Annotated in this window: 13 protein-coding genes; 3 read left to right on the top strand and 10 right to left on the bottom strand. The window is 74.5% G+C overall.

Translation table 11 applies throughout. From position 1 onward, the window contains the following. Nucleotides 1–8: 8 nt before the first annotated feature. Genes ACIGXJ_RS26185 through tsaB form a run of 4 tightly spaced genes read right to left on the bottom strand, consistent with a single transcriptional unit; the run spans nucleotide 9 to nucleotide 2494 of the window. Nucleotides 9–260, bottom strand: coding sequence for a hypothetical protein (locus tag ACIGXJ_RS26185; protein WP_399649879.1), 252 nt, complete (start codon nucleotides 258–260; stop codon nucleotides 9–11). Continuing rightward, nucleotides 257–1342: a tRNA (adenosine(37)-N6)-threonylcarbamoyltransferase complex transferase subunit TsaD gene (tsaD, locus tag ACIGXJ_RS26180; protein ID WP_399649876.1), complete on the bottom strand. Its 1086-nt coding sequence runs from the start codon at nucleotides 1340–1342 to the stop codon at nucleotides 257–259. Before tsaD ends, ACIGXJ_RS26185 begins: the two co-directional genes overlap by 4 nt. Then, the gene (rimI, locus tag ACIGXJ_RS26175; protein WP_399649873.1) at nucleotides 1335–1841 is read right to left on the bottom strand and encodes a ribosomal protein S18-alanine N-acetyltransferase; all 507 of its coding nucleotides are present in this window, start codon (nucleotides 1839–1841) and stop codon (nucleotides 1335–1337) included. Before rimI ends, tsaD begins: the two co-directional genes overlap by 8 nt. After that, on the bottom strand, nucleotides 1838–2494 hold the full coding sequence (gene tsaB, locus ACIGXJ_RS26170) for a tRNA (adenosine(37)-N6)-threonylcarbamoyltransferase complex dimerization subunit type 1 TsaB (protein WP_399649869.1): 657 nt from the start codon (nucleotides 2492–2494) through the stop codon (nucleotides 1838–1840). The genes rimI and tsaB overlap by 4 nt, the downstream gene beginning before the upstream one ends. 108 nt (nucleotides 2495–2602) lie before the next feature. Here tsaB and ACIGXJ_RS26165 point away from each other — a divergent pair, with 108 nt between their 5' ends. Further along, a complete protein-coding gene (locus ACIGXJ_RS26165; RefSeq protein WP_399649866.1) occupies nucleotides 2603–3157 on the top strand; it encodes a hypothetical protein in 555 nt (184 codons plus the stop codon). Between the two features lie 18 nt (nucleotides 3158–3175). Here ACIGXJ_RS26165 and ACIGXJ_RS26160 read toward each other — a convergent pair whose 3' ends face one another. From ACIGXJ_RS26160 to ACIGXJ_RS26140, 5 genes are all read right to left on the bottom strand, one after another. After that, nucleotides 3176–3316 carry a hypothetical protein gene (locus tag ACIGXJ_RS26160; RefSeq protein WP_399649863.1) on the bottom strand — a complete coding sequence of 47 codons (141 nt, stop codon included), beginning with the start codon at nucleotides 3314–3316 and terminating at the stop codon, nucleotides 3176–3178. 87 nt (nucleotides 3317–3403) lie between these two features. Then, nucleotides 3404–3913 (bottom strand): tRNA (adenosine(37)-N6)-threonylcarbamoyltransferase complex ATPase subunit type 1 TsaE, encoded by a 510-nt coding sequence (tsaE, locus tag ACIGXJ_RS26155; protein WP_399649861.1) that lies wholly within the window; start codon nucleotides 3911–3913, stop codon nucleotides 3404–3406. Continuing rightward, nucleotides 3882–5132: an alpha/beta fold hydrolase gene (locus tag ACIGXJ_RS26150; RefSeq protein ID WP_399649858.1), complete on the bottom strand. Its 1251-nt coding sequence runs from the start codon at nucleotides 5130–5132 to the stop codon at nucleotides 3882–3884. Before ACIGXJ_RS26150 ends, tsaE begins: the two co-directional genes overlap by 32 nt. A gap of 50 nt (nucleotides 5133–5182) precedes the next feature. Further along, entirely contained in the window at nucleotides 5183–6355 is a 1173-nt protein-coding gene (gene alr, locus ACIGXJ_RS26145; protein WP_399649855.1) for an alanine racemase, read from the bottom strand. 49 nt (nucleotides 6356–6404) lie between these two features. Beyond that, nucleotides 6405–7289, bottom strand: coding sequence for a L,D-transpeptidase family protein (locus tag ACIGXJ_RS26140; RefSeq protein WP_399649852.1), 885 nt, complete (start codon nucleotides 7287–7289; stop codon nucleotides 6405–6407). Nucleotides 7290–7537: 248 nt separating this feature from the next. On the opposite strand from ACIGXJ_RS26140, the gene ACIGXJ_RS26135 reads away from it, so the two are divergent. Together ACIGXJ_RS26135 and ACIGXJ_RS26130 are read left to right on the top strand one after the other, a co-directional pair. Then, complete coding sequence (locus tag ACIGXJ_RS26135) at nucleotides 7538–7909, top strand: holo-ACP synthase (protein WP_399649849.1); 372 nt, start codon at nucleotides 7538–7540, stop codon at nucleotides 7907–7909. Between the two features lie 16 nt (nucleotides 7910–7925). Then, nucleotides 7926–9359 carry an NAD(P)H-hydrate dehydratase gene (locus ACIGXJ_RS26130; protein WP_399649847.1) on the top strand — a complete coding sequence of 478 codons (1434 nt, stop codon included), beginning with the start codon at nucleotides 7926–7928 and terminating at the stop codon, nucleotides 9357–9359. 136 nt (nucleotides 9360–9495) lie between these two features. Here ACIGXJ_RS26130 and glmS read toward each other — a convergent pair whose 3' ends face one another. Further along, a complete protein-coding gene (gene glmS, locus ACIGXJ_RS26125) occupies nucleotides 9496–11343 on the bottom strand; it encodes a glutamine--fructose-6-phosphate transaminase (isomerizing) (RefSeq protein ID WP_399649844.1) in 1848 nt (615 codons plus the stop codon). Nucleotides 11344–11476: the final 133 nt, after the last annotated feature.

The following is an 11476-nucleotide window of genomic DNA, read 5'->3' as shown; positions in this document are numbered from 1 at the left end:
GAGGGGTGTCAGCCGACCGGCTCGAACCGCCAGCGGTGCACCGCCCGGGTCACCAGCTCCCCGTCCGGCTCCGGCAGTTCGGGGAGGCCGGCGTCGAAGGGCGCGTCCCACCAGGTGATGACCAGGACCCGGTCCTGCGGGGCGCGGAAGGTCTCCCGGCGCAGGGGCTCGGGGGTGAGCTCCTGCGCCCGTGCCCAGGCCAGCAGTTCCGCGCCGCGGCCGGGCACGGCCCGGGCCTCCCACATCAGGGCGACCGTCACGGGTACAGGTTCTCCTTGCTGACCTCGTGCACATGGTCGTGGCCCGGCACGTGCGGGTCCGTCACCGGCAGGGAGGAGTCCGCCGACAGGTCCCAGCCGGAGGCGGCCCGGCCCCGGGCGACCATCTCGGCGCCGAGCGCGGCCACCATCGCGCCGTTGTCGGTGCACAGCTTCGGCCGCGGCACCCGCAGCCGGATGCCCGCCCGCTCGCAGCGCTCCTGGGCGAGCGCCCGCAGCCGCGAGTTGGCCGCGACACCGCCGCCGATCATCAGGTGGTCGACGCCCTCGTCCTTGCAGGCGCGTACGGCCTTGCGGGTGAGCACGTCGACGACCGCCTCCTGGAAGGAGGCCGCCACGTCACGCACCGGCACCTCCTCGCCCGCGGCCCGCCTGGCCTCGATCCAGCGGGCCACGGCCGTCTTCAGACCCGAGAAGGAGAAGTCGTACGCCGGGTCGCGCGGCCCGGTCAGCCCGCGCGGGAACGCGATCGCCTCCGGGTCGCCCTCCTTGGCGTACCGGTCGATGACCGGGCCGCCGGGGAAGCCCAGGTTCAGCACCCGGGCGATCTTGTCGAAGGCCTCGCCGGCCGCGTCGTCGATGGTGGCGCCCATCGGGCGGACGTCGGAGGTGATGTCGGAGGACAGCAGCAGCGAGGAGTGGCCGCCGCTGACCAGCAGGGCCATCGTCGGCTCGGGCAGCGGGCCGTGCTCCAGCTGGTCGACGCAGATGTGCGAGGCCAGGTGGTTGACGCCGTACAGCGGCTTGCCCAGGGCGTAGGCGTACGCCTTGGCCGCCGAGACGCCGACCAGCAGCGCGCCCGCCAGGCCGGGCCCGGCGGTGACCGCGATGCCGTCGAGGTCGCGGGCGCTCACCCCGGCCTCCTTCAGGGCGCGGTCGATGGTGGGGACCATCGCCTCCAGATGGGCGCGCGAGGCCACCTCGGGCACGACGCCGCCGAACCGGGCGTGCTCGTCGACGCTGGAGGCGACGGCGTCCGCGAGGAGCGTGGTGCCCCGGACGATGCCGACGCCGGTCTCGTCGCAGGAGGTCTCGATCCCCAGAACCAGGGGTTCGTCAGCCATTGATCTCGGTTCCTTGTGCGTTCGCTGGGTCGTTCAGGCGCATCACCAGGGCGTCCACGTTCCCCGGCTGGTAGTAGCCGCGCCTGAACCCGATGGGTTCGAAGCCGAAGCGCTCGTACAGCCGCTGCGCGCGGGTGTTGTCCACCCGGCACTCCAGCATCACCTCGGAGCACTCGAAGGCGGTCGCCGCGCGCAGCAGCTCGGACAGCAGCCGCGCGCCGAGCCCGGTGCCCCACTGGTCCCGGGCCACGGCGATGGTCTGCACATCGCCGAGCTCCCCGGAGGCGGCCAGGCCCGCGTAGCCGACGATCCGCCCGCCGTCCTCGGCGACGACGTAGCGGCGGGTGGAGCCGGGGCCGCGGGCGTGGGCCAGCTCCGACCAGAACATGCCCCGCGACCAGGCGTCCTCGGGGAAGAGGTCCCGCTCCAGCTCCAGCACGGGGTCGATGTCCCACCAGCGCATCTCGCGCAGTCGGGGGCTCGTCACGGGCGCGGTCACCTGGGGGTGACCACCTTGTAGTTCTTCGGCACCTGCGCGTCCGGCCGGCGCAGGTACAGCGGCCGGGGAGCCGGCAGCTCCTCCCCCGCGGCGAGCCGCTCGGCGGCCAGCGAGGCCAGCGCCGCGGCCGACACGTGCTCGGGCTCGTGGGCGCTGGGGAAGGTGTCCGGGTAGAGCAGCGCGCCCGCGCCGACGGCGGGCAGTCCGGCCACCCGCTCGGCGATGTCGGCGGGCCGGTCGACGGCCGGGTCGGTGAGCCGGGTCCGGGAGTCGGCGTACGTCGCCCAGTAGACCTCCTTGCGCCGGGCGTCGGTCGCCACGACGAAGGGGCCCTGCTCGATGTCGGCGGCGTAGGCGAGGCCGTCCAGCGTGCACACGCCGTGCACGGGCACGCCGAGGGCGAGGGCGAAGGTGTCGGCGGTCATCAGGCCGACGCGCAGTCCGGTGTAGGGGCCGGGGCCGATGCCGACGACGACGCCGGTGACGGCGTCGAGCTTCAGCCCGGCCTCGCCCAGCACACGGTCCACGGCCGGCAGCAGCAGCTCGCCGTGCCGGCGCGCGTCCACCTGGCTCGACGAGGCGATGACGTCCGAGCCGTCGTGCAGCGCGACGGTGACGGCGGGGGTGGCGGTATCCAGAGCGAGCAAGAGCACGCAAACAGCCTACGGCCCCCGCGCCGCCCGCACGGCCGCCCCGGTCGGCCTCGCGGTGACTGCTAACGTCGGCACGAACCGGGACGTACGACACAGAGGTGGACGACGGTGACAAGCAGCAGCTCGGGGTTCGTGGCCGCCCTCACCGCGGCGGCCGTCGCCACGGTCGGCTTCCTCACCTACCAGGCCTCCGCGAACGTCCCCCCGGAGCTGGGCCGGCCGCACCCGCTGTCCCCCTCGGACGTGTCCCTCACCCGGGCCCCCCGCGACACGCGGCATCCCGCGGCCCTGCCGCCGGGGTCCGGATCGGGTGAACGGGTCGTGTACTCGGTGGACGACGACCGCGTCTGGCTCGTCGGCCCCCGCCACCGGATCCTGCGCACCTTCGAGGTCACCCCCGGGACCGTCGACCCCGCCCCCGGCACGTACACCGTCAGCTCCCGCTCCAGCACGGTCACCGGCACCGACGGCACGCCCATCGAGCACGTGGTCCGCTTCGCCAGCGTGCGGGGCGTGTCCGTCGGCTTCAGCGCGGCCCGCGACGGCTCCACGCCCCGGCCCGACCCGCGCCGCCGGACGGGCGGCATCCGCGAGTCCCGCGAGGACGGCGACGCGATGTGGGAGTTCGCGACGATCGGCCGGAAGGTCGTGGTGATCCGTTAGCCCTGGTGTCCGACAGCCCTACGCGGCCTCGGCGCGCGGCCGGGGCGCCGGGGGCGGCGTGGAGACGACGGTGGCGGCGGCGCAGGCCGCGAGCAGCTCCCGCATGGGAACGACGGACGGCTCACCGGGCTGCTTCTCGTGTGGTTCGTCGACCTGCACGGACGCCTCCTGGGACGGATGCCGGAGTAAGTAAGGCAAACCTAACCACGAAACGCGGGGCGGGACAACGCCCTGTCGCTCAGGGGCTCAGGCGCCCAGTGCGTCCAGATCCACGGAAGCCCACCGCTCACCGAGCCCCGTCAGGGTCACCCGCCGCACCTCGTCGTCCGTGTCCCCCACGGCCCGGTGGATGACGACCTGCAGCCGCTCCTCGGTCAGCTCCTCGACCTTGCCCTCGCCCCACTCGACGACCACCACCGACTCCGGCAGCGACACATCGAGGTCGAGGTCCTCCATCTCGTCGAGGCCCCCGCCCAGCCGGTAGGCGTCGACATGGACCAGGGGCGGCCCGTCCACCAGCGAGGGGTGCACCCGGGCGATGACGAAGGTCGGCGAGGTGACGGCTCCGCGCACCCCCAGCCCCTCCCCGAGCCCCCGGGTCAGCGTGGTCTTCCCCGCGCCCAGCTCCCCGCTGAGCATCACAAGATCCCCCGCGCGCACCACCTCGGCCAGGCGCCGGCCGAGCTCGCGCATCTGGTCGGGGGAGGTCACGGTCAGCCGGGTCTCAACGCGGCTGTGCGGTGCTGCTGCTTCCATAGCCACCCACGGTAGCCCCTGCCGGGACGGCCCCCGCACGGGTGAGGAGATCGGCGAGCCGGTCGGTGACCACTTCCGGGTGCTCCAGCATCACCAGGTGCCCGGCGTCCGGCACCAGCACGAGCTCGGCGTCCGGCAGCAGGTCGGCGATCGCCTCGCTGTGCTCGCTCGGCGTGACCAGGTCCTGCACGCCGGCCAGCACCAGCACCGGCAGCTCGCGGAAGTGCGCGAGCGCCTCCGTCTTGTCGTGGTCGGTGAAGGCCGGGTAGAACTCGGCGACCACGTCGATGGGCGTGCCCTCGATCATCCGCTCGGCGAACCGGGCCACGGCCGGGTCGACGTCCCGGGAGGCGAACGAGTAGCGCTTGATGATCCCGGCGAACAGGTCGGCCGTCGCCCGGCGCCCCTTCTCCACCAGCTCGGCCCGCTGCCCCAGCGCCTTCAGCACGCCCGGCAGCACCCGACGCACCGCGTTCACCCCGGCGACGGGCAGCCCGAAGTTGACCTCGCCGAGCCGCCCGGACGACGTACCGACGAGCGCGACCGCGACGACCCGGTCGCGGATCAGCTCGGGGTACTGCGCCGCCAGCGCCATGACGGTCATGCCGCCCATGGAGTGCCCGACCAGCACGACCGGCCCGTCGGGCACGGCCGCGTCGACGACGGCCTTCAGATCCTGCCCCAGCTGGTCGATGCTCAGCGGCGCCCCGTCCTGGACCTGCGCCACCCCGCGCCCGGACCGGCCGTGGCTGCGCTGGTCCCAGTGCACGGTCCGTACGACACCCCGCAGCGCGGCCCGCTGGAAGTGCCAGGAGTCCTGGCTGAGGCAGTAGCCGTGGCTGAAGACGACCGTGACGGGGGCGGGTGCCTTGCGGCCGAACAGCCGGCGCCGCCGGGGCGCCTCACCGCCCTCGGGGTCGAGTTCGTCCACCTCGTAGTACAGCTCGGTGCCGTCGTCGGCGTACGCCTTGCCGGGCGTGCCGCGCAACGCGCCGTAGGGGCCCGCGGAGTCGAGGGCGAGGCGCGCCTTCTGCCGCATGCCGCGTCCCACGGTCATCCGCTCTATGGCGAGACCCGCCGCCGCGCCCGCCGCGACGACGCCTATCGCCACTCCGGCGATGCCGGTGGCCCGGCGCCAGCTCGCCGCCGCGGCCGCCGCCCCCGTGGCGGAGGCGACGGCCTCGACGGCCGCGACGGCCTCCGCGCTGCTCTCGCTCACGTACCGCTCCTCACTCGGTGATGCGCCGGCTCGGCCGGGTCAGGGGTCGGTTACCCCTGTTCTTCCCCGTTCACATAGACGCGGGGCACACGGCTTCCGATCCGGGTGACGATCTCGTACGCGATGGTGCCCGCGGCCTGCGCCCAGTCCTGCGCGGTGGGCTCGCCGCGGTCGCCGGGGCCGAACAGGACGGCCTCGTCCCCCGCCGCGGGCTCGTCGCCGCCGAGGTCGACGACGAACTGGTCCATCGCGATCCGCCCCGCGACCGTGCGCCACTTGCCGCCGACCAGGACCGGACCGGCCCCGGAGGCGTGGCGCGGGATGCCGTCGGCGTAGCCGACCGGGACCAGGGCGAGGGTGGTCTCGCCGGGGGTCGTGTAGTGGTGGCCGTAGGAGACGCCGTGGCCGCCGGGCACGTGCTTGACCAGGGCCAGGGACGCCGACAGCGTCATCACCGGGCGCAGGCCCAGCTCGGCCGGGGTGCCCAGCTCGGGGGCGGGCGAGACGCCGTAGACGGCGATGCCGGCGCGGACCAGGTCGAAGTGGGTCTCGGGCAGCGTGAGCGTGGCCGGCGAGTTGGCGATGTGCCGCACCTCGGGGCGTACGCCCCGCTGCTCGGCGTACGCCAGCATCTGCCGGAAGAGGGTGAGCTGGGCCTCGATGGAGGGGTGGCCGGGCTCGTCGGCGCAGGCGAAGTGCGACCACAGGCCGGTGATCCGGATCAGCCCCTCGCGCTCGGCGCGCAGGGCCTCGCCGACCAGTCCGGCCCAGTCGTCGCCCGGCTGGCAGCCGTTGCGCCCGAGCCCGGTGTCGCCCTTGAGCTGCACCCGCGCCGGACGGCCCGCCTCCCGCGCGGCGGCGGTGACCTCGCGCAGGGCCCACATCCCGCTGACGGAGACGTCGACGTCGGCGTCGATCGCCTCGCGCCAGGGCCCGCCGGGCGTCCACAGCCAGCACAGGATGCGTACGTCCGTCAGCCCCGCGGCCCGCAGCGCCAGCGCCTCCTCGGGCGTGGCCGTGCCCAGCCAGGCCGCCCCCGCCGCAAGGGCCGCGCGGGCGCACGGCACCGCCCCGTGGCCGTACGCGTCGGACTTCACCACGGCCATGACGGCCGCGCCGGACGCCTTCTCCCGCAGGGTGCGCACATTCGCCCGCAGCGCGGCCAGGTCGATCTCGGCGCGGGCGCGCAGCGGGGCGGAGGGCGGGAACGCAGTCGTACTCATCCCGCCCAGTGTCTCAGAGGGGCGGGACGGCCCCCGAGAGGGCGCGTCCTCAGGTGCCGGGCCTGCGGCCCCACACGTACACCCGGTCGCCCTTCCTCAGCACGCCCCACAGCTTCCTTGCGTCCCCGAGCCGGAGGTTGACGCAGCCCATCGAGCCGACGGTGGTGAAGATGGTCCCGTACACGGCGTGGAAGGCCTGCCCGCCGTCGAAGAACTGCGCGTAGGGCATGGGCTGGCCGTACAGCGTGGACACGTGGTTCTTGTGCCGCCAGTAGACGGTGTGCCACCCGGTCCGCGTCCGGTACCCGGCCCGCCCGCTCCGCATCGGTACCGGCCCGAAGACGACCTTCTTCCCCTTCTGCACCCACGTCACCTGCCGGGCGAGGTCGACACAGGCGACCCGGTACGTGCGCACCGGGCACTTCTTCGCCGCGTTGGGGTTCTTCCGCGCGGACAGCAGCATCATGTGCGCCCAGGTGACGGGTCCGGCGAACCCGATGGCGGGCTTGATCCGGTACTTCAGCTGGAACGCCCGGACGGCACGGCAGTCGGCCGCCGACTGCTTCCCGTCCACCTTCAGCTTCAGCCACTTCTCGACCTGCCGCTGATACGGCCCGGTCTGCCTGCTGCACGCCACGCGTGTGACGGCATCCCCGAGGGGCACGTACTCGACCGGGTCGTACGCGCCGGCGGGTGCGGGCCGCGGCTCGACGGCGTCCTCCCGCGCGGAGGGGACGTAGACGCGTGGCGGCAGCACCTGGTCCGGCGTGTCGATCTGCCAGGCCGGCGCCGCACCGGGCACCAGCTGCCTACCGACGACGCCGGGGGCGGGCCCGGGCGGCACCGGGGCGGCGGCCGCGGTGCCGGCGGGGAGGAGGGTCACGGCGGCGAGGAGTACGGCCGCGCTCTTCGGGACAGTCGGTCCACTCGTCACACCATCAGCAAAACGGCCGGCCGCGACGGGGCGGGGGCGCCGCGCACGGGAGTCACCCGGACGTACGCCCCGGGCCGCGCGCGATCGTGCCGACGGGACGGGACGGGTGGGCGCAGCCGCTGCGCGTGGCGCGCGATCGTGCCGACGGGACGGGACGGGTGGGCGCAGCCGCTGCGCGTGGCGCCGGGTCGCGCGAACGCCCCGCCCTCCTGCCGCGCCCCGCCCGCCCCGGCTCTAGGGTGCTCGGCATGAGCATCATCGGGGTCGGTATCGACGTGGCGGAGATCGACCGTTTCACCGCGTCCCTGGAACGCACGCCCGGACTCGCCCGCCGCCTGTTCCTGGACAGCGAGTTGCTGCTGCCGGGCGGCGAGCGCAGGGGCAACGCCTCGCTGGCCGCCCGGTTCGCGGCGAAGGAGGCCCTGGCCAAGGCGCTGGGCGCTCCGTCGGGCCTGCGCTGGACGGACGCCGAGGTGTACGTGGAGGACAGCGGGCAGCCGCGCCTTCGCGTACGGGGCAGCGTCGCGGCCCGCGCGGCCGAACTCGGCGTCCGTGCCTGGCATGTGTCGCTCAGCCATGACGCCGGAGTGGCCTCGGCGGTGGTGATCGCGGAGGGCTGAGGGCAGACTCGTCGTCATGCGTACTGCCTACAGCGTGGAAACGGTACGGGCCGCCGAGCGGAGCCTGATGGCACGCCTCCCGGAGGGGACGCTGATGCAACGGGCGGCGGCCGGACTGGCGGCCGCCTGCGCCGACCTGCTCGGCCGGGTCTACGGCAGCAGGGTGGTGCTGCTCGTCGGCAGCGGCGACAACGGCGGCGACGCCCTGTACGCGGGGGCGCGGCTGGCCCGCCGGGGCGCGGGCGTGACGGCGGTGCTGCTGTCGCCGGACCGGGCGCACGAGGGCGGCCTGGCGGCCCTGCGCAGGGCGGGCGGCACGGTGACGGGCACGGCGGACGCGGAGCGGTGGGTCTCCCGGGCGGACCTCGTCCTGGACGGCATCGTGGGCATCGGCGGCAAGGGCGGCCTGCGCCCGGAGGCGGAGCGGCTGGCGGCCTGGTGCGGGTCCTCCGCCGCGCCGGTGGTGGCGGTGGACCTGCCGAGCGGTGTGGACGCCGACACGGGCGAGGTGCACGGCACCGCGATCCGCGCCGACCTCACGGTCACCTTCGGCACGCACAAGCCGGGCCTGCTGATCGACCCGGCGCGTGACCACGCGGGCACGGTGCGCCTGGTGGACATCGGCCTGGCCCTGCCGGAGGTCCCTGACGCGGAGGCGCTCCAGCACGGGGACGTGGCGGCGCTGCTGCCGGCCCCGGCCGCGGAGAGCGACAAGTACCGGCGGGGCGTGGTCGGCGTGGCGGCCGGCTCGGCCCGCTACCCGGGCGCGGCGGTCCTGGCCGTGGCAGGCGCCCTGCGGGGCGGCGCGGGAGCCGTCCGGTACGTGGGCCCCGCCGCGGAGGCGGTGCTCGCCCGCTTCCCGGAGACCCTGGTCTCGGACCGGGGGCCGGCCAGGGCGGGCCGGGTCCAGGCGTGGGTCGTGGGCCCGGGCGCGGGCGACGACGCGGCGACGGTGGCCGAGGTGCTGTCCGCGGACGTCCCCGTCCTGCTCGACGCGGACGGCCTGCGCCTGGCGGACCGGGAGGCGGTACACGCGCGCACGGCGCCCACCCTGATGACCCCTCACGCGGGAGAGGCGGCGGCCCTGTTGGGAGTGACCCGGGAGGAGGTGGAGCGGGCCCGCCTGAGGTCGGCCCGCGAACTGGCCCGCCGCTACGGGGCGACGGTCCTCCTCAAGGGCTCGACGACCCTGGTGGCGGACGCGTCCCCGGACACCCCGGTACGAGTGAATCCCACCGGCACCCCCTGGCTCGCCACAGCGGGCAGCGGCGACGTCCTGTCGGGCCTGGCGGGCTCCCTGCTGGCCGCGGGCCTGTCCCCGCTGGACGCCGGAAGCGCGGCGGCGTACCTGCACGGCCTGGCGGGCCGGTACGCGGCACAGGGCGCACCGGTCAGCGCGCAGGACGTGGCGGGGGCGTTGGGCAGGGCCTGGCGGGACGTGTGCGGCTAGGGCCGGAGGCTCCCTCGTCCCCGGCCGGGGCTCCCTCGTCCCCCGGCCGGGGCTCCCTCGTCCCCAGGCCGGGCGGTCCTCGCCATGGACCTCGCCGCCGCGCGCGCTCGTCGTCTTCGTCGAGCGCCCTGAAGGGCTACTCCACCGTCACCGACTTCGCCAGGTTCCGCGGCTGGTCCACCTCGTTGCCGCGGGCCGTGGCCAGCTCGCAGGCGAAGACCTGGAGCGGGACGGTCGCGACCAGCGGCTGGAGCAGGGTGGGAGTCGCCGGAATGCGTACGAGGTGGTCCGCGTACGGGACGACCGCCTCGTCGCCCTCCTCCGCGATGACGATCGTGCGGGCACCGCGCGCGCGGATCTCCTGGATGTTGGAGACGATCTTGTCGTGGAGGACCGAGCGGCCCCGCGGTGAGGGCACGACGATCACCACGGGCACGTCCTCCTCGATCAGGGCGATCGGCCCGTGCTTGAGCTCGCCCGCGGCGAAGCCCTCCGCGTGCATGTAGGCGAGTTCCTTGAGCTTGAGGGCGCCTTCGAGGGCGACGGGGTAGCCGACGTGGCGGCCGAGGAACAGGACCGTGTCCTTCGAGGCCAGGGAGCGGGCCAGCTCACGCACCGGCTCCATCGTCTCCAGGACCCGCTCCACCTCGCCCGCGATCTGCGCGAGGTCCCTGACGACCGCGCGGATCTCGTCGCCCCACTTGGTGCCGCGCACCTGGCCGAGGTACAGGGCCACCAGATAGCAGGCGACCAGCTGGGTCAGGAACGCCTTCGTCGAGGCGACGGCCACCTCCGGGCCCGCGTGCGTGTACAGCACCGCGTCCGACTCGCGGGGGATCGTCGAGCCGTTGGTGTTGCAGATGGCCAGGACCTTCGAGCCCTGTTCACGGGCGTGCCGCAGGGCCATCAGCGTGTCCATGGTCTCGCCGGACTGGGAGACGGCGATCACCAGGGACCTCGGCCCCAGGATCGGGTCCCGGTAGCGGAACTCGCTCGCCAGCTCGACCTCGCAGGGGATGCGGGTCCAGTGCTCGATGGCGTACTTGGCGATCAGGCCGGCGTGGTACGCCGTACCGCAGGCGATGATGACGACCTTGTCGACCTCCCGCAGCTCGGCCGCCGAGATCCGCACCTCGTCCAGGGTGAGCGAGCCGGCCGCGTCGATGCGGCCCAGCAGGGTGTCGGCGACCGCCCTGGGCTGCTCGGCGATCTCCTTGAGCATGAAGTAGTCGTAGCCGCCCTTCTCCGCGGCCGAGGCGTCCCAGTCGACGTGGTAGGCGTGGACGTCGGCCGGTGTGCCGTCGAAGCCCGTCACCGTGACCCCGTCCCGGCGCAGCTCCACGACCTGGTCCTGGCCCAGTTCCACGGCCGACCGGGTGTGGGCGATGAACGCGGCCACGTCCGAGGCGAGGAACGCCTCGCCCTCCCCCACGCCGACCACGAGCGGCGAGTTGCGCCGCGCCCCCACCACCACGTCCGGCTCGTCCGCGTGCACCGCGACCAGCGTGAACGCGCCTTCCAGCCGGCGGCACACCAGCCGCATCGCCTCCGCCAGGTCCGCCGTCGCGGAGAACTCCTCCGCCAGCAGGTGGGCCACCACCTCGGTGTCCGTCTCGGAGGCCAGTTCGTGTCCGCGCTCGGCCAGTTCGGCGCGCAGCACCGCGAAGTTCTCGATGATGCCGTTGTGCACGACCGCCACTCGCCCGGCGTTGTCCAGATGAGGATGGGCGTTGGCGTCGGTCGGGCCGCCGTGCGTGGCCCAGCGGGTGTGCCCGACGCCGGTCGAGCCGGTCGGCAGCGGGCGCTCGGCCAGCTCCTTCTCCAGGTTGACCAGCTTGCCGGCCTTCTTGGCGGCGGCGAGCCCGCCGTCCGCGAGCACGGCGACGCCCGCCGAGTCGTACCCCCGGTACTCCAGCCGCTTCAGTCCGGCCATCACGACCTCGAGCGCCGACTGCGGCCCTACGTATCCCACGATTCCGCACATGCGAGGCAGCCTACGGGCGGATCAACACCCGAACACCCCTCCGCGTGCCCGAATTCGGAAAAAATCAGCCCCGTTCAGCCCTTCGGAACGACCACTTCCGCCTGTACGCCCGACCGGGCGTGACGGAGCACAC

The organism is Streptomyces sp. NPDC053367 (genome assembly GCF_044545925.1).
GTDB lineage: Bacteria > Actinomycetota > Actinomycetes > Streptomycetales > Streptomycetaceae > Streptomyces.
Note: the sequence above shows the minus strand (reverse complement) of the source record. Positions and strands in the feature narration are given on the sequence as shown.

Bases quoted from the DNA above. Each gene is read 5' to 3' on its own strand.
- tsaD (WP_399649876.1), bottom strand. From the start codon at position 1,342: ATGGCTGACGAACCCCTGGTTCTGGGGATCGAGACCTCCTGCGACGAG.
- tsaE (WP_399649861.1), bottom strand. From the start codon at position 3,913: ATGGAAGCAGCAGCACCGCACAGCCGCGTTGAGACCCGGCTGACCGTG.
- alr (WP_399649855.1), bottom strand. From the start codon at position 6,355: ATGAGTACGACTGCGTTCCCGCCCTCCGCCCCGCTGCGCGCCCGCGCC.
- ACIGXJ_RS26135 (WP_399649849.1), top strand. From the start codon at position 7,538: ATGAGCATCATCGGGGTCGGTATCGACGTGGCGGAGATCGACCGTTTC.
- ACIGXJ_RS26130 (WP_399649847.1), top strand. From the start codon at position 7,926: ATGCGTACTGCCTACAGCGTGGAAACGGTACGGGCCGCCGAGCGGAGC.
- glmS (WP_399649844.1), bottom strand. From the start codon at position 11,343: ATGTGCGGAATCGTGGGATACGTAGGGCCGCAGTCGGCGCTCGAGGTC.